Below are 24,667 nucleotides of genomic sequence, written 5' to 3'. Positions count from 1 at the left end.
ATTTGCCTATTTAATCATAATAATTTACATTAACACCATTCATACCAACCTCTGGTTTTGTAGTCATATAGTCATTTACTATTATGATTACTAACTCACCATTTATTGTTCCATCTATAGATGTTCTTCCGTCCTGTACAAAAAGTGAATAGTCATCAGTTCCTTCAAGCAAATCAGTAAAATACGCTACTAATAATTCATAACTAACATCAGAATAATATAATACTTGACGCATCATTCCTTCAAGACCAGCCTCATCATTAGCTATAGTTTTTACTTCGTATAATAGTAGACTTCTTGTATCTCCTTTAATTTCTTTATCACCATAATAATCATCAGCATTACCCTCACTCATAGTTCCATTACTATTAATCTTAAATAAATCCATATCTACTTTTGATTCACTGATAAATTTAACTGCCCAGTTAATTTCTGCTGTTGTACCATCATCATACAAATCAATTTGTCTAAATTTTATAGGTGCAATATATTTTAGTGAATACCAGAACTCCATAGTAACTCCACTAGTATAAATAGTTTTAATATAAAGCGTTTTCTCTCCATTCAGCATTTCATAATTAGCAGTAAAAGTACCTTCACCATCAATGACCTCTAATTCTTCGACAAATTCTATATTAAGAAGTCTGATAGGTAGCATATTACCATCAATAACCTCAGCATAGTTAGTATAGTTCATATGCTCCGTAGTTGTTTTATCTTCTATTGAATTATATATTGCTTTTGTAATCTTTTTTCCAGCCCAGTATGTATCTATTCTCACATTATCATCTTTATAATAAACATCATATTTAAGCACGTTGTTAGAATCAATATCTACCGAAGTTCCTTCAATTAGCATAGTAAAATCAGTAGGTCTAGAATTAGTTTTAACTATAGATTTAATATCATCTATAGTTAACTCGGATTTATCTGTAGGAATTTTAACCTCTGTAGAGATATCACTTGATACCTCTACATTACTTGGGTTAACTGCATCTATTGATTTCCAAATTCTATACATGGTCATAAATGCTTGTTGTCTTTGGTAGCTACCTTGTGGATCGAACTTATTGGCTCCAACACCCTTCATAACATTTATATCATAAACATAACCAGTATAAGGTTTTGCCCAAGAAGCAATCTTATTTATATCAGCATAATCAGGTGTGTTAAGAGTCACATCTCTACCACATGCCATTGCAGTTGTTGTCAAGAACTTAGCTGCTTGCTCACGAGTAAGAAAATTATCAGGTGAAAATTCAGTGGGTGATGTACCATCTGTTATCCCCAATGCTTTTGCTGCTCTGACTTCTTTGGTATCACAATCAGTAAAAATTTTCATTGGCGCTATTTCTGTACCCACTTCATTTAGATACTCGTCAATGCTCATATCAGATTTTACTTCTATCATTCTAATAGCAAGTATACAAAACTCTTCACGAGTGATTGATTTGGTGTAATTACCTTGCATTTCTTCTGGAATCAACTGTTCCCCTATTGCCTTTTCTACTTCTTCCATTGCCCAGCTTGCAGGCGCATCTTGGACGTTATCCACTATCTTGGTCAGTGGTGTATACCACACTTCACTACTCTCATAACCTAGACCTTTTCTATAGTTACCACCCATTGTCCATAGTGTATTATCTTTCATAACTACTGCTGCATGACGCTCTCCATTAGAAACATAGGATACATTATCAGCATATTTGTATGGAGTCATTTGATCCCCTTCATCATTCCACTGATTATTCCATCCCCATAATGTACTATCTGTTTTTACAATAAGCACACCACTTCCATTGTTACAAGCTGTTATAGTTCGTACATCATCCATCACTTTATATGGCGAACCTGCATCTTCTACCCAACCGTTTTCTGTGTATATGCCATCATTCATTCCATGTCCCCAGCTATAAAGTGAGTCATCTGTTCTAATTGCAAATACTGTACTACCGTGCAAACGAATTAGCTTGACATCATCAAGTATTTTTACTGGCACAAGTGAATCTTCAAGGCTCATATTACCAAGCTCACCATCAGAATTGTCTCCCCATCCCCATAGCGTGTTATCATTTTTTATAACATAAGTAGTACCCCAACCATTAAAAACATCACGTACATCACTCATTACTTTTACAAATCCATTACTACCATTAGCCTGTGTATTTGTCCCATCACCTATATACACATCTCCACACAGCCAAAGTGAATTATCATTTTTTATTACTGCTATACTAAATTTTCCCATAGAAGCAAGTTTTACATCGTCCATTATCTTTTGAGGATACAGATAATCTGGGTTAACTTTGCCATCAGTTCCAGGATAACCTTCGAGACTACCCCATGCCCAAAGCGTATCATCTTTTTTCACTGCTACACCACCAAAACCATTTGCAGAAACTGCTTTTACATTCTCAAGTATTTTTGCAGGTGTTATTTGCACTTGTTTATGTCCATTGCCATTACCAGTATAACTACCACCCCATCCCCATAATGAGCCATCATTCTTTATTACATATGTGCTACCATGCCCAGAGGATACAATGCTACTTGTTTCACCTTCAGCAAAGGCTGTCATACAAAGAGATATTGTTAATACTAAAATCGAAGTTAAAATCATACTTATTCTTTTCATTCTACATCCTCCTATTTTTTAGTTGATAAGTCAATATAAGTTGAAACTGTAGCCATACCACCTTGTGACTGATCAATCTCTACATATACCATTGTTTCATTAATCATTCCTTGATAAATCACAGCCATAGTCGTAGGTGTTCCTATTTTCATATATTCTTGTGTATTTACTAGCAAATCATCAAAATGCTCTACCAGCTCATCAATATCCACATCAGATACATAATCAAATACTATGGAATAATCGTCTGTATACTCCTGTGTAGCTTTTGATACTTCATATGCAAATGCTTCTTTTAATTCTTCATCACTCATAGTTACTACTCTTATTTCACCTGAATCATTTCCTTCAATCCCTAACATTTTTTCTACATCTACAGCTCCTTCAGCTGGTAAATCACCAAGCTCAGCTTCTGCTAGTTTTAGTGCCTCATTCATGCCTTGCATTGTCTGTTTTTGCTCATCTGTCAGGTTATTTCCTCTTGCTTTTTCATACTGATATATATCGGTTATACTCATTCCCATATTTTCAGAAGCCAGTTGCCACTCACTTAATACTGTTTCACCTCTATCCTTCGTTTGAGTGATATATTCTTCTGTTGTCATTCCATATTTTTCTGCACTCAACTTCGCAAGTCCATCAAGTGTCTTTTGTAATTCTTTTACTGATACACCTTCTTTTTTTGCTTGTTTTTTTATATCATTTGAAACCTCGGTTACAGGTTCTATTTCTTTTTCTGATTTTTCCACTTCAGTTTTTCCTGTTGTTTTTTCAGTAGTTTTCGCAGATGGATTAATCGCCTCATCTACTTTATCTTTTACACCACAGCCAATAAGCGAAGTGCTTAATATAATCATTAGAACCAACAATAAACTCAATTTATTTTTCATGTCTATCTCCTTGTTTAATTAATTTATACTTACTTATTAGTAATACTATTATTAGTTTCTTTCTACTTAATCTCTCCCAAATAAATTAGCAAGTCCTGAGAGTTCTTTTATACCGCTAGATGTAGCATTTTTTGTTTCACCTTTACTTTTACCTGCTGCACTCATAACTCTATCAGCCATTCTGCTGAATGGAAGTGATTGTAACCATACTTCACCCTCACCACTTAATGTACCGAGGAACAATCCTTCGCCACCAAATATTCCACTTTTGATATCACCTGCAAACTGAACATCAAAGTTAACATCTTTAGTCATAGCAACTAAGCAACCAGTATCTATTTTAAGTATTTGTCCATGTGTAATTCTCTTTTTGATTATTGTTCCACCAGCATGTAGGAATGCCAATCCATCGCCATCTAATCTCTGCATAATAAAACCTTCTCCGCCAAAGAAACCTGCACCAATTTTCTTTTGCAGATGTATCCCTACAGATACTCCCTTTGCTGCACATAAAAAGGCATCTTTTTGACAGATAATAGTTCCATTCATTTCAGTCAAATCAACTGGAATAATACTACCTGGGTATGGTGCACCAAAAGCAACGTGTGCTTTCCCATCCTGTACATTAGTGAATGTCGTCATAAAAAGACCTTCTCCTGTTATAAGTCTTTTCCCGGCACCCATCAATTTACCCATTAGCCCTTTACCTTTATCACTTCCACTACCATCACCGAAGATAGTTTCCATCTTGATTTTTTCATCCATATACATCATAGCTCCTGCTTCAGCTAAAACACTTTCTTCTCCGTCAAGTTCAATCTCAACGAATTGCATATCATCACCATACAATTTGTAATCAACTTCGTGCGCCTTTGTCATAACAGAATCCTCCTTGATTTTTAGTGAATACTAATATACATTTTATTTTATTGAAAGCTAAAGTTATTTACAATATAGCTAAAGTCATAGATTCATACACGTGAGTCATTTGAATTTGTATAAAAAAATGACCTGCGTCACTTTGCGTGTACGTAGGCCATTACTTTTAAATTTTATGTATTTATCTTTTGTCTTCTATTCTTTAATACTTCTATTATCCCATCACTACAAATTTTGTCTCACTACCAGTATTTGTACTATGAACTTCTAACCTTGTATCAATTCTTTCTTTCAGCTCTTGTACATGTGAAATAATACCAACCAATCTTCCTGACTTCTGAAGATCTATTAGGCAACTAATAGCACTATCTAATGATTCTTGATCTAACGTACCGAAACCTTCATCAATAAACATAGTATCCAGTTGTACCCCTCCCGAATACGATTGAACAACATCTGATAGTCCAAGTGCCATAGATAAAGATGCCTTAAAGCTTTCACCACCTGAAAGGGTTTTGACATGACGTGACTTACCCGTATAATTGTCATACACTTCTAATTCAAGACCACTTTGTTTGTTCTTTCTTTGAAGCTCATCTGTTCTTGATAGTAAATATCTGCCTTGAGTCATCTTATTTAATCTCATGTTTGCAGCCTTTAATATATCTTCTAAAAAAGCTGCCAAAACATACCGTTCAAAAGTAATCATCGCTCTATTGTTCCCTTGTGTCACACGTGAAAGGTTACCTATGATTTTATACTCTTTTTCTTTATTCCCTATTTCCGCATTAATCTCTTTCACTTCATCTACTATCTTCGCATTATTATCTATTCTGCCTTTTATTGCACCATTCTTATTATTGAGTTCGATATTTTCATTATTCAGAACATCGAGTTGCTCCTCAAACTCAAAAATATCCTCTACTCTAAGCTCTTTAGTTATGACAACTAAGTCTTTAAATTGTTGTCTCAAAGAATGTAGTTCCTTCGCATAGACGTCCAGCTTTCTTTTATATTCTTGTATTTGTTCTTTTGATAGTTTGGCAATACGATAAGTTTCATAATCTATAAATTCAGCCTCTTGTAATCTAGATTTAAAATCCAGCTTAACAGTTTCAAGCTTTTCACTATCACTAAATATAACTTTAATTAATTGTTCCTTACTAGTTTTAAACGTTACTAAATTAGTCTTAGCTTCATCAAAATTTTTACGTGCTTCTTCAAGTTTTTCTAAAGATTCTTTTCTCGCCCTTTCCTTTTTACTAGTCGCTTTCTTAAGTGCTATAGTGGTTCTAATATCTGTAGGGACATCTCTATAAATACTTTCTAAATCCGCTTTATCTTCTGTAAGTTTTTTATTTATTTTTCTATATTTAATCTCTATCTCTTCTTTTTGCTTCTCAGCACTCCTAATTATATTATCCAATTTTTGTATATCCAGTGATATTCTTTCCTGATCTTTACTTAATTTTTCTAATTCAAGAATTTTTTTATCTAGCTCTTGTTGCATAATTTTATTTTCACTTATTAGATTTCTGAAGTATATACTCTGCTGTTCTTCTGACAGCTCATTTATTTGAATTGGCATATCACAAGATAATTCATTAATGATTTCACTACGATCATCCATTAATTTATCCATTCTTTCTTTTAGAATTGCCAAATTTTTATTTTCTTTGTTATATCTATCATCAAATTCTTTCACATTTTCTTCTAATAGCGTCAATTCATCTTCTGTCACAACATGCTCAGAGAATTCTGCTAATTTTTTGTGATTAGTTGATCCACACACTGGACATGGGCTTCCCTCATCTAAATCTTTAGCTAAAAATGCCGCTTGATTCATTAGAAAATCAATTTTACTTTTCTTGTATTCATTATTAAGTGACTTAAGTTTCATCTGCACTTTATCTATTTCAGATTCTTTTTTCTTATATTTATTGGTAGTACTATCAATCTCAGCATAATTATCTAATAGTCTTTTTAGCTTTTTACCAATATCTTTTATCTTAATAGAAGCTTCTCGTTTTTTTAAACATTCAATACTTGCTTCATTGACTTGATCCTTTTTAACTCTAAGTATCTCAATATTTTTCTTTGAATTTTCAATAACATCTATATTAATTTGCTTATCTTTATCAAGCTTTTCATAGTTCTTTTCGTTAATGTCTATGGATTGTTTCACTTCTTCAATTCGATTAACTTTTCCTTCAAGAGATCTAAGCTTCATCAATTCCTCTTGTAGCTCTTCTCTTTGTTTCTCAACTTCCGTTGATGTCTCTTTTTGAAAATTAATCTTTGCTGTTTTAACTTTGTCTTCAGCGGCTTCTATTTTGATAGATATATCTTGTTCATCAATTTTTTTCTTAGCTAATTCTTTTTTCCTTACAAGAAAGTTCTCTTCTAATGGTACAATCGCTAACGCTTTCTCAGCATTATCAACCTTATTGGTTAATACTAATATTTCATCTGAATGTAATTCTTTTTCTTTTATCTTGTTATTTAAAATTTCTTTCTGTCTTAACTTTTCATTGTTTTCTTTGGCTTTTTCTCTTGCCTCAATATGCTTTTCTATTTTTTTACTCATTTTAGTCATAGCACTCAGTAAAGAATCTGATTTTTTTTCATCCTCTTCAATTAAGGATTCAGTCAATCTAATGATTTCAGCATCATTTTTTTCATCTGCTTTAATTAACCCTGGTAACTCATTATCCTCTTCACAATCTATTCTAGTAATTTCGTGATCTCTTATGTTTTTCTTTTTCTTTATTTCACCATATATACTCTTTGCTTGGTCTTCAAGTCTAAGTTGGAACTTTCTATAGAGATTTGTATCAAATAGTTGTCGTAGAACTTTTTCTCTATCCTGACTATCAGAGGTTAGTAATTTCCTGAATTCACCTTGAGGAATCATCATAATCTGTCTAAATTGTTCAGCATTTATGCCAACAACAGACTCAATTTTAAGATTAACATTTTTCACACCAGTGATTACCGTTTTGGGTTCACCATCATAAATGATTAATTCTGCATCTGATTTTTGTTCTGTATAACCTGTTCCTCTTGACTTTAGTTTGTTTTGTTTTGGTATTCGATGAATATGATACCTGATTCCTTTTAATTCAAATTCTAATTCTACCTCTGTTAATAACTCATCAGGTGAAAACTGGCTTCTTAGACTCTCTGCTGTACGCATATTTCCATTTGTTTCACCATACATTGCAAAACTTATTGCATCAAAAACAGTGGTTTTACCTGATCCTGTAGGTCCCGTTATTAGGAAAAGATTTCTGTCCTTTAATTTTGTAAAATCAATTACTTCAACATTGCTGTAAGGACCAAACGCAATCATCTTAAGTTTTATTGGACGCATTATGAAATCCTCTCCTTCTGAATCAATTTATCAAATATTGACGCTATCTCAACTCTTTTTTCAGTGCCAAATTCTTCACCAGATACATTCTCGTAAAACTCTGAAAATAAGTCTACTGGATTCTTCTTTGCAAAATCACCACTTGCTGATGTTGTATTTTCTCCTGCTTCCCTATCCAATTGTTCTTTTTCAAGCCTTAATATATTAGGATAAATACCTCTTAGCACCCCTATTGGATCTATAAGTTCACCTCTATCAGTTATTGTAGCCATTATATAATCATCTGTATTGGTCGACGAATAAATATCTTTGTCTGTAAGATTCTCTAATTTACCTTTTATGATTCTCATATCTCTAATAGGATTTAATTCTCTTAAATCAAGTGATACATTTCCTTCTGAATCCATAGAAATTAATGTTATCGACTTATTTTGTGTTGTTTCTGAAAAAGAATACTTAAGTAGTGACCCAGAATATCTAATATGGTCATGCTTTACCTTTTGTGGTCTATGCAGATGACCTAAAGCAACATAATTGAATTTCTCAAAGTAATCAACGTTGACATATTCTGATCCTCCAATTGATAGAGGTCGCTCTGATTCACTTGTCTCAAGCATCTCTGTCCCCATTACAAAAGCATGAGCCACACAAATATTTCTTGAATTATTTTCTAATCCTTCGTTTACACGACTTAGAATAGCTTTCATTGCCATATCATGATTTTTAATACTCTCATCATTATATAGTTCTCTAACTATAGCCGGTTCAACAAAAGGAATTGGATAAAAATTAACTTCTCCAAACTCATCTTCAATACTTATTGGTTCTATTTTCTCTGTTAAATTCCCACTAATATATAGACCATTATCACGAAGTAGCTTATTACCAAACCCTACTCTATCAGGGCTATCATGATTCCCCGCAATAGCTATTATCTTAGTTTTATGTTTCATAACTATATCTGATAATACTTCATCAAGTAAGTCCACAGCCTCTATTGGTGGAACCGATCTATCATATATATCTCCCGCAATGATTAAAACATCGGGTTTCTCTTGATCAATCAACTCTACAAGTTGTTTTAATATGTATTTTTGATCTTCTGTCATGTGAATTCCATGAACTAATTTACCTATGTGCCAATCTCCAGTATGTAATATTTTCATAACATTTACCCCCATAACATTATTGATATACTTATATTTTTCTTTATATCATATATTTCTTTAGCATATAATATTTTACAGTATTTAATTGAAGTTTTCAATAATTTATAAGAACTGTTCAACATGGAAACTGAACATGCAGATATACACTTTTAATAGAGATCACATTTCTTTTTGATACTTAGCCATAAGATATACACCTATTACATTATATAGTAGAAAAACACAAACTGTAGCAAGTGTTACCCATAAAGGAGCATTAATAATAATCGTTAAATATGCAATTCCCATGATAAACCATTGACTAATATCTCCAGCCTTTGCCTTTGCTCGATAACGAATCATAGTGTTTCTTTCATCTTTAAATTCAATTTCATTTAGTTTCATTTTTTCTGGGTTCTTTTGCTCCAAGTTTTTCATAAATATATTTGCAACACTCATCCCGAATAAACCTGAACCAATTCCCATACACATTCCTGAAATTGATTTTAACTCTTCACCTTTGAAGAAAAAGCTTACACCTATTAAGATAATTCCAAGTATCAAAGTAACTATATAAAATAATTTTTTCTTTAACATGATTTTTCCTCCTCATAAATAAAAATTTCTTCTATTGACATATTAAAATAATGTGAAATTTTGAATGCTAAAATAATTGATGGATTATATCGCCCATTTTCTAATGAGCCAATAGTTTGTCTAGATACTTCCAACTCAGCAGCAAGGTCTTCCTGTTTAATCCCTCTTTGCTTTCTAATTTCTTCTAATCTATTTTTCACTACTTTGCTCCTTTCGTTATTTTATGTAAAGTTAACTTTCCATTATTAATATATCATTATCATTTCCTAATGTCAAGTTAACTTTCCATAAAAACATACAAAAGAAACATTATTAACTGTTTCTTTTGTATATTTGTTGATTATAATATTTAAAGGCTACAGTTCATCACTGTAACCTTTTTGTATATATCAGTAATTGACAATCTTGAATAAAATAATTCTATGCACCTCTTGGCTTACCCACAATGCGGTTTAAACCTTTTGTATCAACATCATCAAGGATTTTTTCTTCGTCAGTTGAAGGGGTATATTTTATCCAATGATATCCTATTGCAGTATCATCTGATTTTTGAAAATATATACTTTCATCATCATGATATATTATAACAGTATCTTCTCCATCCCATAATTCTTTTTCATTATAATCCTCCATAGAATCAAGAAGTTTATGATGTTTCATAGTTTCATTTTCATATACATAAAACTTCATTCCATACATATAACCTGCATCGACAATATCTCACCGACACATTCTATTATTCCTATTACACTTGGTACTTTATCCTCTTTAAATGTTCTATTAAATATTAAATTACTTATTTTGCTAATATTGTTTGTCCCAAAACCAATCTGGTCTAAGATAAGAAAGTTTTTGTCACATACATATAAATTTTTAGTATTTGATTTATCAATACCTATTAATAAGTATGTGTTATATTGTTCGCTAATATATTCCAAGGATACTGGTATTTCATATATACTTTGTATCTCTTTCTTATTGATATCATATCTAATCAATTTGCTTTAATCCATATTACTATAATTAAAAAACACATCAAAAGAATTATATGTACTGATTGCTAATCCTTTATATTCCATACCTTCTTCTAGATTATAATCACTAGCCCATTTAGTTGGTATTTATAATTTATTACTTTTAGTCTAACTTTATTATCGTCCAATTTAATAACAACTACAAAATCATTATTAGATAATTTTTTAATATCTAAAATATTGGGTAACTATATACTCTATCAAAATTAGCATCATAGTACATCAAACTTAATCCTTTATTAGAATTAATGCCTATTATTCTATCACTAACACAAAATACCTTTTCATTATCTTTTAATGGTTGAGTATGTATAACTTTTTTGTCAGTACTATAAATTTCATTTATAAAATCTATTCCATTATTCTTTACATCAAATGATTTCATTGATTGGTCATCGAAACTAATCATTCTGATATCTTTATTAATTTTAAAATATTCATTAATCCTTGTGTTATCACTAATTTCATATTTCTTTTTAGGGTGGTTATCTATTTTATTAGCTTCATTATCTACTAGTGCGCTACTTTTAGTTGGTTGTGGATTGTCATTTCCATCTTCTTCATGTATTTCTTGATTAACCTGTGTTTGATTAACTTCTTTAGTATTATTTGCTTCATTGTTAGTAGAACATGCTACTAAACTAAATACTATCATTATAATTATTATGCTACTAATATATCGAGTTCGTTGCTGCATATATAACTACCTCCCATCTTTATACCATACATATAATTAATATTGCATATATCCTATTCTAACCATTTTAATCTAACATCGGTTATTTTACAATGAGGAATAAAATCATCCTATTAGCCCCTTTTACATATAACATACCTTTATTTGATAAAGTTCAATTTGCTTCTTTCATCTATTCGTCTCACTAGACTATATGTATATGGTGTAAAATATTTCAACCAAAATTTATTTGCATTTGGATTAATACTTTCAAAATCCACACCACAACGCTTATACTTTTCTTTCTTTAATTTTTCTATCATAAAGGCTATCAAATTATTATATATCCCTGTTCCTCTATATTCAGGGTATATATATGCACCACAGATATGCATTGTCTCAGTATCATCATCTACAAAGGTTTCACCTGATGGTTTAATCTCTAAATATCCAATTATCTTATCTTGAATATTAGCAGTAAAAAATCTTGATTTTCTACTTATTGATTGTTCTTGGTTCAACCCATATTTTATATTGCTAACCATATCTGATAACATCCCGCAAAATAAATCTTTATAATCTTTCTTTGGTAACTCAAGTACTTTACTACATTCTTCTTCATATTCTCCAAGTGTAATATCTGCCATTTCATCAATGTGATTACTATTAATTTTCTCAAATATCATTTATTATTTTTCCCTTTTCTACCTAGTCTTTTTTCACCTCTATATACGACTTGTTTTTATAATAAACTAGACTTTTCATCACAATCACTCCTTTCTAGCATTGATATACAGAATCAATCTATGCTCAATTATATACCCTTCATTTACCATTTTCAATAAATTAGTATATTACTTACATGTGAAATATTGCATATTAAAAACAAACCCATCTATGACGATCATTGCACCTTTATTTTGATATAAGAATAGAGGGCATACTTTTTTACGTATGCCCTCCCACAACTCATTAATCTTTCTTTATTTAGTTTTTCTTACTGATAATCATATTGCACAGCATTTGAGCTACTTCTGCTCTAGTAGAAGTGCCAGTAGGATTAATCATATTGTTATCACTACCATTGATTATATCTCTACTTATTAGATAGTTAGCTCCTTTTATGGCATAACTTGACATCTCATTATTATCAGTAAAATCTTCTAGCTTATCACCTTCGTCATCAAAGTTATCTAGTCTTTCTGTAACTTCAAGGGATTTGTAAAGTATATACATCATTTCTTCCCGTGTTATTTCTTTACTTGGCTCAAATGTGTTACCATATACCTCAGGTAAAATATTATTATTCTTTGCAATAGATATGTAATCTGTATACCACTTATCCCCATCTATATCACTATAGTTATCTTCACTCTGTGATGTAAAATCAAAAAATCTAACTATAAGAGCTGTAAATTCTGCTCTAGTTATTTCGCCATTAGGATCAAAGATAGTTTCACTTTTTCCGTTAATCACTTCTCTACTAGCAAGTGTCTCAATAGCTATTTTGCCCCAATATGTAGTGACATCATCAAAGGTTTTATCAACATACATTAGTGCATAATTACTTAAATGATTTGTAGTAAATCTCATTACTCCATTGACTACAATGCCTTCCATCATCTCTATATTTCCTGTTTCATCAATATATACTGCAACTACTTTATGGTTTTCATAGTCCCCATTGATTGGTATCTCAATTATTATAGGCTTTTCAGATTCAAAATTAGTTTTCTTACCATCTACAAATATTGATATATCAAATATTGGTAAATCTCCAACTTGTTCTTCTAGTTCTTTGGAAAGTTTCAAGTCTTTTTTATCTACTTGGTCAATCTTAGCTTGAACATTCTTCTTTTTTAAACCCTCAAATGCTGTACCATTAAAACTCACTTCAATATCTTCCTGCTTTATGGTAAAAGTTGTATCTTTGCCTTTTTTGCTTAATGATATTGTTTTTGCACCTGCTACTGACTTTGGCTCTGAATTATCACTATCACTAGAAAACGATTCACTACCAGTTGATGGTCTAGCTGTTGTAGATATTGTTATGCTATCACTCTCTACGGATTGATATGTGCTATCTGTTTCTTTAATTCTTTGTGTAAATACATACTCTGTGCTTGCATTTAGCCCTGTGAATACATTACTATCTTGCCATGTACCAGTTCCCATTTTGTACTCATAGCAATTTGTAGGTGTAAGAGTAATACGGCTATAACTTCTTGACTGCATTGATAGTGCTATTGGTGTATTTGTATTGTCATTTTTCATAGTAGTAAACAAAATATGCTCTAACACATAATTGTTATTACTATCAGCTACACGTACACATATTGCATATTCAGTCCCTACTGACAAGTTAGCATTTAATTCTCCCAAAGTTCTATCTACTGTCAGTGTTACTTCGTCTCCTGCTGCTATGCTGCCTGTCTGCTTTCCATCTGATATAATCCAATAAGGACCTTCATATGACGGACGTGGCATAAGTACTATCACTTCATATGTACAATCTTTATCTACCGAAAATATAACTTTAGCATCCATTTTCGTGATATCAGTTACTGATAGAGCAGTAAAAACAGGCGGTTTTATCACACTTATTTCAAATGTATCTGATGTTTCTTCTTCGCCTTCATCAGTAACAGTTATAGTTACACTTACAGTGTCTTCGGTAGTTGGTGTATATATAAGAGTTCTTGTATCTCCATCAAAAATTATAGCTGAATTTGTTGTAGACATAGAATATGTTAAAGTATCATTCTCAGCATCTGTAAAAGTATTTTCAGGTATTACATATGTAAACGCTTTGCCAACTGTTGCTGTTTGATCTGGTATTTCGTTAGCTACTGTTGGTGCTGTATTGTCTGAATTATTAACAGTTAGATTAAAAGTATCAGTGATACTATTATTACCATCACTTACTGTTACGGTTACCATATATAGATCAGCAACTGTAGGAGTACCTGTGAATGTTTTAGAACTACCACTAAAAGTTATACCACTTGGCATTCCCTCAGCAGTATATGTAAATCCATCTACGTTTGTAAATGTACCAATAGGAATTGTATAACTAAATTCAACACCTACTTCTCCTTGTTGGTCTGGTATTTCACTAGATACTGTTGGAGATGTATTAGTCGCAGTTACAATTATAGTAAACGTATCACTTACACTATAACCTGCTTCTGTCATTGTAATTGTTACATCGTAGCTCCCTGTAGCTGTTGGCACACCTGAAAAAGTCTTTGAACTTTCATCAAATGTTATACCTGTTGGCATTCCAGTAGCTGTATACCCATAGGTATAATTGTATGTATCGTTGAATGTATCAGTAGGGACTTCATAATTAAAAGCAAACCCAACTGCGGCTGTCTGATTCGGTATCTCATTTTTCACTTCTGGTATAGGATGCCACGGTCTGTTACTACCATCAGCATCTGTCATTACATATGTTTTAGCAGTAGAGTCTTCATAACAATATACTACTACACGAAAGCTACCAGTATAAAGGTACATTCCTATATCTGCATTTGGGTTAAGTATTGTTAATTTAGTTAGCTTTGGACACTGGGAAAAAGCAGATCCACCAATATCTGTTACGCTTTCTGGAATTACTACATCAGTTAATTTTATACATTGGCAAAACACACTTAATCCTATAGTAGTTACATCATTATGTATTATTATATTTTCTAAAATACCACAATTGTAAAAGGATTTATCACCTAGAATAGTTGCATTACTTGGTATAGTGTAAGAAGTATCTAATTTTCCTTCAGGGTAACGTAGTAATTCTCTTCCATCCTTAGTAAATAGAACTCCATCTATAGATTTATAGTCATTATTATTTACATTTATATTGATGCTCTGTAAATTAGTGCAACGTTCAAAAGCATTATCTCCAAGACTAGTTATAGTACTAGGGATAGAGATAGTAGTAATGCCACTACACTGCTTAAAAGCACTGCCTCCAATTATTTCTACACCTTCTGGTATTAATAAACTTGTCAATGAAGAACATCCATGAAATGCACTTGGACCAATTTCTCTTACTGTATTTGGTATTGTTATACTAGTTAATGCATCTTCCCACTGGAAAGTAGCATACTGAATTTTCCTTACAGGAGTAGGCATACTACCATCATGAGAAAAACTCACATCTACCATAGCTGGTATATTAACTGTGGTATCACTACCATTATAATCTGTAATAATAACATATTTATTATTGCCACTATCATACGCAGTTTCGTAGTCAAATAATCCGTCGGTAGTTTCAATTGCATAACAAACTGCATTTATACTCATAAAACACACAATCACTATTATTAATATTATTATCTTTTTCATTAAAAATCCTCCTTTAATTTCTATTTTCACCTAGTCTTATCTTATTAAAAGCATAAGTTATTTACAATATAGCGGAAGTAACTTATCATAATCCTAGAGTTACTTATTTAGACATAAAAAAATGACTTTAGTCGCTCTAAAGTGACTTAAGTCATTCTGTTTGTTTTTAAATTCATTTCAAAAAGTGCGTTTATGTTATTTCATTAGCCAAATTCCACCCCTTGAAGTTTATTATCATATGTACGCTATTAGATTAAACATATCTAAAACTGCTACTATAATATTACCTATCCCATGCAATAACCAGCTTGATATAATAGATCCATCCGATTGTTTTTCATTCATCCACCCATGAAACCATCCTGCTATACCAGTTAATCCAGTTATCACTATTGCCCCTACTACTCCTACTACTGAAAAAAGAAATACTCCATGCATTAAACCAAATATTAGACTCTGAATACTATTACCTAATTCAAATCCAAATTTATTTATTAACCTTTTATTTAAGAAACCCCTAAAAAATATCTCTTCTGATAATCCAGTTTGTAAAAATGCCCATACCAATGCAGGGAGTAGAGCTGATATTCTTTGACCTTGAAACTGTGAAATAGCTATACCAGTTGCATCGACACTAATAAATAATCGAAAAATAATATACATAGGGATTAAAGACAATAATACAATAAGTATGAACGAAATAAAATATAACCTCTTATTTTTGATCTTTGGTACTTTTATACCTACCCACCTAAAGAAACTCACCTTTTTTCTACTGGTTATCAGCCACCAAAAAAATGGTATGATAGATAAAACTATTACTTGAATAATCGCACTTACTAATACATCCAAATACATTCACTCCCCATAATAATATAAAACTCTTTTCACTTTTTCAGTCTAATTTTTATGGATAACAAGAAAAACACTTGACTCATCTACTTCATGAATTTTGTAGTCATACCCTGATGAATCTCCAATCTCTTCTAAAACTTTCTGAGTATGCGTAATAGCTTTAAAACCATCTTTACAAATAATAACTCCATCCTTTGTTTTTTCATAATCAATCTCACCTAGTAACCCCTTATCAACTTGTTCTTGAAACCACATTAGCCTATACTTCCAAAATTTTTCACTATAAGTACTGAAAAAAACTTTCCCGCCACTCACAACCATTCTCAAAATCTTCTCAATCAAATCAGTTGATTTAATCTTCATTGCAGATAAACCATTTTGCAAACAAAGTATTACATCAAATTTTTCTTCAAACTGAAGATTATGTACGTCCATAGTCATAATCTTTGCATTGTAACTATCCTTCAAGTATTCTTTTCCTAACGCAACACTTTCTTCGGAAACATCAATACCAACAATTGATTTACAATCTCCTGCCAATTCCTTAATAATACGTCCATAACCTGCACCTAATTCCAAAACCCTTTCACTGCTTGTCAAGTTATCTCTGACAAAAGAGATTTCCGCATCCAAATACTGTTTTACTCTGGGTATATTAGTTTCGTATGCCTTGAACAACATTGTTGAATTTAATTTTTGTGCATAATAGTTATTTTTCATTAATAAACCTCACTCTCAAAAACTATAAAATCCTCTCCATGACTGAATCTATACCATTAAAATAATCATCCGCACTTGGCTGAACAATAATATCTGGTATCAATGAGTCTATATCTTCCTTTGATGTGGTAATGTATTTTGTTGAATAACTTATCATAATATTATTATTGCTTAAATTTAAATAAAGGATTTCTCCAAAATGATTTGGCTTACCTCCTGTAGGTTCCCCCAAAATTATTGCATTAGTATTATTCTTAAATGTTAATGCATTGATAACCGCTGATGAAAATGTCTCTCTCCCCACTATAACAAACAGTTTATTTGACTGGTCTAAATTTTCCCTTTTCTTAAGTTCCACAAAAAATGGATCTAATATGGGTGACTTTCCACCCCCATTATTTCTTAAGTCAACTACCAATTTATTAATATCATGACTATCAATGAAGTCAAAAAGTTCCTTATTAAAATCTTCGAAAGATTTTTCTTTCATATTAAAACAAGAATTATAATTAAAATACAATATTCTTTTATCCTCCATAAATTCATACCAATAATTCTTATCCGTGTTCTTTAAGTACAGCATGGTTTGAGATGCCTCTGTGTTTAAATTCTTCATAGCTGAATTTTTAAATCCTGTAGCAACTGCTTGAATATTCTTCTCATCTCCATTTTTATCTATAAAGACAAATTCCGCTGTTTCGGAATTGATAACCTTTAACCCCTTCAAAAATTGGGAAATCACAATTTGCTTTACAACCATTTCCTTAAATCTAGCTTCATTATCATAAGAAAAAATTGGACGAAATAAGCTAATAATTTCCTCAACACTTTTGCTATTAATGCTTTTGAGCTTGCAGCCTATATATTCACTATACTCAGGTACCGAACTTAAAAGATAAATTCCATCTTCAAAATAATAAAATCTAAAGGGATATCGCAATTGATCTTTCAAAACAAATTGAGTATGCTCATCACTTACAGATGCAATCAGTTTACTTACTTCCACAATTATTTCATCATCAGTTAGTGTAGGGATTTTTTCTTTTATAAGCTCTATGTTGTTGTAAAAATCTTCTTCCTCTAACTCATAGAATAAATTAATATGATTCTTAGGCAGTTCTTTTGTAATAAATTCAATATCAGCCAACCATTTATCTTCTCGGTTTCCCCTCACTTTTGGACTGTAGGTATACTGATTGTCTCCACTTAATTCCTTGGCAGATCCAAAATCATCGAACTCTAAGCTATCTACTATCTTTTCCATAGAGGCTTGATAGATACTATAATCATCAGTGCTGCATTCAAACTTAAACTCAATAAGCATATCTTTTTTTTCGCCATAATATAAAGTATTTATTATCTTTTCATTCTTATTGATGCTAAGTTTACATCCTTTATTCCCACCAACAGTATACTCTTCCATGTTAAATTCATCTTTATTTTTATTCATAGCCTCTTCCAAATAATTTTCATAGTAACGCATAATCTTTACATTCAATTGGAGTTGACCATCATTCTGTGAAAAAAACACTGAATATGGACCCTCTACATGGGATATTAATTTTGGCACCAACCAATTTGATGGATATTGTATCGTATAGACTCCATTATAGTATGTATTATCATTACTCATGTCCTCGTCCTTAATTTGACATCCCACACATAAGTAAACTATGAATATTAAAAGGATTAACATGCACAGTTTTTTTGTAATTTTCATAATCTACTCCTCTCCTGTAAATAATGTATATAATAATGGTCATTATTTGATAAGGAAACTCTTTGATTCAGTAATAAGCACCCTCTATAAGGAAAAAGTGCCCCAAGGTTTATAATTCCAAGCTCAACCATAAAGCGGGACGAACTCCGCCGCTGTTATCGCCTGTTGAAGGGTGAATCGTCTTGCTACTGTAGCGAAAAGTACCGTTTCCCTGGATGCCTATATTGCCGTCGCCGTGGATATATACAGCTCTTCTATTGTCACGCCCTGGCGACCGAAGCCACCACCACCATACATACCCATCCAATGTAGATCCTCGCTTGTTGTTGTTTTTGTCTTTCCTTTGAAACCAGTATCGTTGTTTAGCACTGGGGTTTTCAAGATTTTTACTACTGTCACCGAAATATTTGCAAACTACTTCTTCAATGCTTAGAAGAAATATGTAATCCCGAGTATCTTCTCCGCCTCTTGAACCGTACCACTGATTGTCCTGGTTTTTGCTTAATACCGGAGTAATTCTTGACTGTTCGACCGTGGTGAATTTGTTGTAAAACTCACCATTAAGATATTTTCTTAGCGAGCAGTCAGCCCATGTCACATCACCAGCGCAATCATTATAGGGGTGTTGTTTAATCATGTTTTCAGTTATAATCAAGGCTGTATTACCTTGTATATCAAGAATACGCCAATGATAACCGCCGAATTGCAGGATAGAACCAATATTAAATTCTCTCATTCTCTTTCTCCTCTAGTATAATATTTTTCTGTAGTTCTGCTTCTAATCTTTTGTAAAACATACTTATACTTCCTCCCTATAAATTATTCAACATCCTCAAGTTTCCAGTATTCCTTTTAATATAAAAAGCTATTATTTCACTAAGTTCTTGCTCTTACATATCGGGTAATCAACCATACACTCAAATTACACATCTCTAAATTTGGACTTGTCTTTGGTTCATCAATACCTACCATTGGTTTCCAGCATTCATAATTACACTCATCGACATATATATTTTAGATTAGCATCTGAAAATAATAGTACTGTCCATGTTATTGTTTAGGTACAAACTCAATTTTTATTTTAAATAATGTTGTAGTACTTTCTTCACTAACAATTCTTCCCTATTCAAATTACCACCTCCAGTGAAATACTAATCAATTTATGTCGTCTAACTTATAAGCTCTCGAATATCTATATTAATATTTATAACTTACAACATATACATTATGCCCCTACTAATCCATACCTGTCTACTCTATTACTTTATTTTAAAAAAGTTTTAAAGAATAAAAGCCTCCTCAAGAAGGAGACTATTTATCTATCAAATTTAAATATATACTCAAACTATTTTCAACTTCCTGTTCAACAATAGCTATAAAGTCCGTATAATCACCCATCGTATGTGCTTTATCCAATGCTTCATAATACCTCATTCGTTCACTATTCTTAATGACTATTGGTGGATAGCCACTTTTCATTAATTCAAGATTTAATAATAGCCTTGCTGTCCGTCCATTTCCATCTATAAACGGATGAATCTTAACGAAATCACCATGTACTCTAGCAGCTCTCTCAATTGGATGCATCTCCTTGGCATCTTTGGACATATACCATTTTATAAATTTATTCATCTTATCCTTTAATACGAGATAATCTGGAGGTATATGCTTTGCTCCCGATATAATAACATTTTGTTTTCTGTATTGCCCAGCATTTGCATCATCTATACCCTTTAAAACTAAACGGTGTATATTCTTTATCTGCCACTCTGTTAAATCTTCTTTACTTTTCACAATTTCTTCTACATAAATTATGGCATCTTTATGATTGATAACTTCTAGATGTTCACTTAGCCTTTTTCCACCTATTGTTATACCTTCTAGTACAACTTTGGTTTCAATCAATGTAAGGGTATTTCCCTCTATAGCATTTGAATTATAAGTCCAATCTAATAGTAACTTGTCTCTTATACTTTGAACAGTATATGATGGCAATGGTCTCAATGTATCCAATTTTTCTTTCATTTTTGTAGCTTTTTCGAACATATTTTTCACCACCACTATCTTTTTCCTTTATTCTAACTCATATAGTTCTCTCTGTCTATGATTTTTCCAACCAATATTTAATACCTTAAAACTATTTATTAAAATATATCTTCAAAATTCCAAACAACAGTCAATTGCCCTCTATGATCTATTTCAATATGGTCAATAGACTATCTACTAATCCTAAAATATTGTTTCAATCTATCTGTGAGGGTATGATTACTTGTGCTAAAATACTTGCTATCAAAAATGGAACTTATCAAACAATTAGAACCGAAATGCCCCATCCTAGATGATGAACTAAGTGATGTGGAAGTACTTGAAACTGGTACTCCTGAATTTAATACAGCTCTGCTAAATACGAATAAAATGCACGTTATAAATATAGAGATTGGGTTGCAGAGGATATTGTATATTCTTCTAATAATTTATTCATAACTTCTATGTCACCTTTTTTACGTCTTATATAGCCCTGTTTCTGAAGCTTATTTATGAACATAAACAAAATGCTTTACATTTTCAGGAATTGATATAATATCTTCTTTGATATTTGTGGGATAAAGCTTTAAATCATAAAGCTCATTAAGGTATATCCAACAAAAATCTAAATCAAATCGCTCATTCCCTATCTCATCTATTGCTTTAAACTTTCCACTTAGCGGAATTTGGCTATTGTCACACAATGCAATCGTATAATATAGTGAAATCTGATGACATAATCTTTTACCCCATGGAAAAAAGTTCTCTCCCACTAGAATCAACCTATCCACTTTAATATCCGCATTAATCTCTTCTTTAAACTCCCGTATCAAAGCTTCTTCTGATTTCTCTCCAAAATTAACATGCCCCCCTGGTATGGAATAACCATCATCATTAATGGGCTTCTGCAATAAAACTTTATCATTATTAATCAATATGCCACCTACTCTATATGAAAAAATACTTTCCTCAGTTCTATAAAGTATATCACTACTCAATCTACACCCCTCCTACATAATTTTCTGTATTCAATAACGCACCCTTTCCCATCTCCAAGAAATTAGGGAAAAATCAACTAAGACATCCTCTGGTGTCCATTACTCTAATCTGCAATCTATTATAATTTCTGTTTTATTTCATGCAATAAATTAATGATCTTAGCTATAACCTTTTTCAGCTGTATGAAGTATATCATACTTAGATTAAAAGCCTTAAAAGGAGGCTATTTATCAATTAAATCTAAATATATACTTAAACTATTTTCTACTTCTTGTGGAGCTATAGCTATAAAATCTGCATAGTCACCTGTTGTATGTGCTTTATCTAATGTTACATAATATTTCATTCGTTCCTCATTTTATATAACTATAGGTGGACAACCATAGTCTCCCTACGCATCCTGTCCCGTAGGGTTGGCGTCGATATTGTTCACCAGGGCACTACCCATTAATCAGCAATATCGGTGTCAAAAGGTTGTGTTGGGAACTGCTGTGTTAGGAGATGTATAGACCTACAATCCCCATACACTCTCATCATAATAATCTATACATACTATGTTGTTATCTTTATAGTTCATATACATGTCTAAATGTGCATGTTCATGATATCCAGGATATTTATTATAAAATTCTTCTCCATCTGCCCCTACTTTCTTAAAATCTTCTGCTATATATCTAAAGACAGGATAACTCCCTACAAGAAATAATGTGTTATAGTTACTACGAACCTTTAAAACATCTTTATTTGATGTATAACTAAATCTTCTATAGTCAAAAACTAATTTCTCTATTTGAAAAATATCCTCTACTATATTTTTCTGTTCACGTATTTTTTCCCATAAAATATCCTCTCAACTTACATTATATAAATTATACACCTACCAATTTATTCCTGTCTACATTATTTCCTATTAAAATTTTCCAAATTAAAAGCCTCGTATTGATTAGGAAACTCTAAAATATATCCTCAAAATTCCAAACAACACACAACTGATCTTTGGTCTATTTTAATACGATCAATAAATACCTCAACCACTATCTAGGCCATATTCAATGGTGTACCTCTTTCCTTATGTAGAACATTTTAAAGCCAAGTACCAATTAAGAGATATAATTTACATTACCAAAATAGGATGTGATACCATGCCATGAGTATAATTTAAAAGGTATATCATTCTCAAATAGATTTTTTCTTCGTTCTATGCTATCATTTAGTAAGAGGAAAAATAAGACCTAGACTTAGGATTCTATAAATAGGATGTTAATGGAAAAAGGCGTAACCAGTTAATCGATTGAATCAAAAGGAGATAAATGATGAATTACAAAATGATGATTGCATATGATGGTAAACGATATAAAGGATTTAAGAAGACAAAAGCGTATGATGACTTAACAATTCAAGGGAAATTTGAGACCATATTATTTAAACGCTACAATGAAAGTATTGAAGTAATCAGTGCTGTCAATACAGATGCAGGGGTACATGCTCATGAACTATTGATTAATTTTAAAGTACCAGAAACAGAAGATAAAGCTAGTGAAGTACGTGCTTATTGTGAAGAGTATTTACCTGATGATATTGTTATTTTATCCATTGAAACAGTGGATGAACGTTTTCATAGTCGTTATTTAACTAAAAGTGTGACCTATCAATATCGTTTATGGAAAAAGGATGCACTCAACCGTCCACTTTTCGAAAGACATTATGTAAATGTCATGAAAGAAGAGTTAGACGTAAAACTTATGCAAAAAGCGGCTTCCACATTAGTAGGTGAACATAATTATATGGCATTTACAACAAGAAACAAAGTAAAAAATGCAACTAAAAACTTAATGGAGTTAAATGTAGAAGAAACACCTTATGAAATTATTATAACCATGACAGCGAATAGTTTTTTAGTGAATATGGAAAGAATAATTGTTGGGACATTGATTCAAATTGGTTCAGGACAGAAAAAAATTGGATGTGTCCAGAGAGCATTAGAAAGTAAAGAGAGAGAAGATGTAGGACATAAGGCAATGGCTGGAGCCTTGTCATTAGTGAAAGTAAATTACGAGATATAAGAAGTTGGAATAACTGTAGTCACACTGTTTTGAACAGTACTTAGTAATTGCGAAACTCAGCTCAAAAAATATAATTGGGTTCGTAAAGCTCATATCCCAGATGTTCATCGAATTTAGCTTCCATCATACTTTGGATAGTTCTACCGAAGTAGATTTTTGAGAGCATCTTGGACAGCCTCAGCTGACTTGATATCATACTCCTGTAGAAGTGCAGATATGATATTTTGTTTTCCTTCTTAAAATGCATTCTTTCTTTTTGCCATAATATAATAAAAAAATAGGGCTAAACAGTAAGCAACTCCTGTTTAGCCCTATTATATTCATTTAGCATACCCTACTATCAAGGAAGGGCTTAAAAATAAAAATTAAAGCCTCCTATAGGTCTTCGACCGTAAAATTATCGGATCGTTGATTTTCTGCCCCATCTTGTCTACCCTTTTGATAAGAATTATAATCAATCTGCTCTTGATTCCTTTACCTTTGAAGTCACCTGAGAATCCTTTTTCAATTTCATTATATTTTTTTATGATTGGTACTGGCATTACTGCGACTAGTACATATTCCTGTTTATTCTCATTCTTCATTTTTATTGATTGTTCTTTTAACTTCTTATCAAGTCCTTGGATGAAACCAATGGCATATGATTTTCTATCAAGCTTTTCTCTTGTACTGGATATAGTAATAATATTAACTACTTGTC

Annotated in this window: 22 protein-coding genes and 1 pseudogene; 2 read left to right on the top strand and 21 right to left on the bottom strand. The window is 31.8% G+C overall.

Going from position 1 to position 24,667, the window contains the following annotated elements; genetic code table 11:
• Positions 1-10: 10 nt before the first annotated feature.
• From ACX6CF_RS10780 to ACX6CF_RS10700, 17 genes are all read right to left on the bottom strand, one after another.
• Complete coding sequence (locus tag ACX6CF_RS10780) at positions 11-2,635, bottom strand: S-layer homology domain-containing protein (RefSeq protein ID WP_458785332.1); 2,625 nt, start codon at positions 2,633-2,635, stop codon at positions 11-13.
• An 11-nt stretch (positions 2,636-2,646) separates the two neighbouring features.
• Positions 2,647-3,525, bottom strand: a complete 879-nt coding sequence (locus ACX6CF_RS10775) for a hypothetical protein (RefSeq protein WP_458785331.1) — start codon at positions 3,523-3,525, stop codon at positions 2,647-2,649.
• 66 nt (positions 3,526-3,591) lie between these two features.
• Positions 3,592-4,404, bottom strand: coding sequence for a TIGR00266 family protein (locus ACX6CF_RS10770; RefSeq protein WP_458785330.1), 813 nt, complete (start codon positions 4,402-4,404; stop codon positions 3,592-3,594).
• A 214-nt stretch (positions 4,405-4,618) separates the two neighbouring features.
• Entirely contained in the window at positions 4,619-7,777 is a 3,159-nt protein-coding gene (locus ACX6CF_RS10765; protein ID WP_458785329.1) for an AAA family ATPase, read from the bottom strand.
• On the bottom strand, positions 7,777-8,943 hold the full coding sequence (locus tag ACX6CF_RS10760; protein ID WP_458785328.1) for an exonuclease SbcCD subunit D: 1,167 nt from the start codon (positions 8,941-8,943) through the stop codon (positions 7,777-7,779). Before ACX6CF_RS10760 ends, ACX6CF_RS10765 begins: the two co-directional genes overlap by 1 nt.
• Positions 8,944-9,105: 162 nt before the next feature.
• Entirely contained in the window at positions 9,106-9,522 is a 417-nt protein-coding gene (locus ACX6CF_RS10755) for a hypothetical protein (protein WP_458785327.1), read from the bottom strand.
• Positions 9,516-9,722: a helix-turn-helix transcriptional regulator gene (locus ACX6CF_RS10750; RefSeq protein ID WP_458785326.1), complete on the bottom strand. Its 207-nt coding sequence runs from the start codon at positions 9,720-9,722 to the stop codon at positions 9,516-9,518. The genes ACX6CF_RS10755 and ACX6CF_RS10750 overlap by 7 nt, the downstream gene beginning before the upstream one ends.
• Before the next feature lie 220 nt (positions 9,723-9,942).
• A complete protein-coding gene (locus tag ACX6CF_RS10745) occupies positions 9,943-10,212 on the bottom strand; it encodes a hypothetical protein (RefSeq protein WP_458785325.1) in 270 nt (89 codons plus the stop codon).
• Positions 10,209-10,520, bottom strand: a complete 312-nt coding sequence (locus ACX6CF_RS10740; RefSeq protein ID WP_458785324.1) for a hypothetical protein — start codon at positions 10,518-10,520, stop codon at positions 10,209-10,211. The genes ACX6CF_RS10745 and ACX6CF_RS10740 overlap by 4 nt, the downstream gene beginning before the upstream one ends.
• Positions 10,521-10,728: 208 nt before the next feature.
• Positions 10,729-11,253, bottom strand: a complete 525-nt coding sequence (locus ACX6CF_RS10735; protein ID WP_458785323.1) for a hypothetical protein — start codon at positions 11,251-11,253, stop codon at positions 10,729-10,731.
• 140 nt (positions 11,254-11,393) lie between these two features.
• Complete coding sequence (locus ACX6CF_RS10730) at positions 11,394-11,918, bottom strand: GNAT family N-acetyltransferase (protein WP_458785322.1); 525 nt, start codon at positions 11,916-11,918, stop codon at positions 11,394-11,396.
• A gap of 301 nt (positions 11,919-12,219) precedes the next feature.
• Positions 12,220-15,585, bottom strand: a complete 3,366-nt coding sequence (locus ACX6CF_RS10725; RefSeq protein ID WP_458785321.1) for a leucine-rich repeat protein — start codon at positions 15,583-15,585, stop codon at positions 12,220-12,222.
• A gap of 234 nt (positions 15,586-15,819) precedes the next feature.
• Positions 15,820-16,437 carry a CPBP family intramembrane glutamic endopeptidase gene (locus ACX6CF_RS10720; RefSeq protein WP_458785320.1) on the bottom strand — a complete coding sequence of 206 codons (618 nt, stop codon included), beginning with the start codon at positions 16,435-16,437 and terminating at the stop codon, positions 15,820-15,822.
• Between the two features lie 48 nt (positions 16,438-16,485).
• Complete coding sequence (locus ACX6CF_RS10715) at positions 16,486-17,160, bottom strand: class I SAM-dependent methyltransferase (protein WP_458785319.1); 675 nt, start codon at positions 17,158-17,160, stop codon at positions 16,486-16,488.
• Between the two features lie 22 nt (positions 17,161-17,182).
• On the bottom strand, positions 17,183-18,793 hold the full coding sequence (locus tag ACX6CF_RS10710) for a S41 family peptidase (RefSeq protein ID WP_458785318.1): 1,611 nt from the start codon (positions 18,791-18,793) through the stop codon (positions 17,183-17,185).
• Positions 18,794-18,989: 196 nt separating this feature from the next.
• On the bottom strand, positions 18,990-19,616 hold the full coding sequence (locus tag ACX6CF_RS10705) for a DUF6273 domain-containing protein (protein ID WP_458785317.1): 627 nt from the start codon (positions 19,614-19,616) through the stop codon (positions 18,990-18,992).
• A 575-nt stretch (positions 19,617-20,191) separates the two neighbouring features.
• On the bottom strand, positions 20,192-20,926 hold the full coding sequence (locus ACX6CF_RS10700) for a Fic family protein (protein WP_458785316.1): 735 nt from the start codon (positions 20,924-20,926) through the stop codon (positions 20,192-20,194).
• A gap of 225 nt (positions 20,927-21,151) precedes the next feature.
• Here ACX6CF_RS10700 and ACX6CF_RS10695 point away from each other — a divergent pair, with 225 nt between their 5' ends.
• Complete coding sequence (locus ACX6CF_RS10695) at positions 21,152-21,364, top strand: hypothetical protein (protein ID WP_458785315.1); 213 nt, start codon at positions 21,152-21,154, stop codon at positions 21,362-21,364.
• A 47-nt stretch (positions 21,365-21,411) separates the two neighbouring features.
• Here ACX6CF_RS10695 and ACX6CF_RS10690 read toward each other — a convergent pair whose 3' ends face one another.
• Both ACX6CF_RS10690 and ACX6CF_RS10685 read right to left on the bottom strand, forming a co-directional pair.
• On the bottom strand, positions 21,412-21,903 hold the full coding sequence (locus tag ACX6CF_RS10690; RefSeq protein WP_458785314.1) for an NUDIX hydrolase: 492 nt from the start codon (positions 21,901-21,903) through the stop codon (positions 21,412-21,414).
• Between the two features lie 224 nt (positions 21,904-22,127).
• Positions 22,128-22,250: a hypothetical protein gene (locus ACX6CF_RS10685; RefSeq protein ID WP_458785313.1), complete on the bottom strand. Its 123-nt coding sequence runs from the start codon at positions 22,248-22,250 to the stop codon at positions 22,128-22,130.
• A 967-nt stretch (positions 22,251-23,217) separates the two neighbouring features.
• Between ACX6CF_RS10685 and truA the strand changes: the two genes are divergently transcribed.
• Positions 23,218-23,967 carry a tRNA pseudouridine(38-40) synthase TruA gene (gene truA, locus ACX6CF_RS10680; RefSeq protein ID WP_458785312.1) on the top strand — a complete coding sequence of 250 codons (750 nt, stop codon included), beginning with the start codon at positions 23,218-23,220 and terminating at the stop codon, positions 23,965-23,967.
• A 79-nt stretch (positions 23,968-24,046) separates the two neighbouring features.
• Here truA and ACX6CF_RS10675 read toward each other — a convergent pair.
• Together ACX6CF_RS10675 and ACX6CF_RS10670 are read right to left on the bottom strand one after the other, a co-directional pair.
• Positions 24,047-24,188, bottom strand: a pseudogene (locus ACX6CF_RS10675) (IS256 family transposase); the annotation flags it as partial.
• 144 nt (positions 24,189-24,332) lie between these two features.
• On the bottom strand, positions 24,333-24,667 hold a 335-nt coding region (locus ACX6CF_RS10670; protein WP_458785311.1), incomplete at its 5' end, for a hypothetical protein.

It is taken from the genome of Vallitalea sediminicola (genome assembly GCF_054408565.1).
Note: the sequence above shows the minus strand (reverse complement) of the source record. Positions and strands in the feature narration are given on the sequence as shown.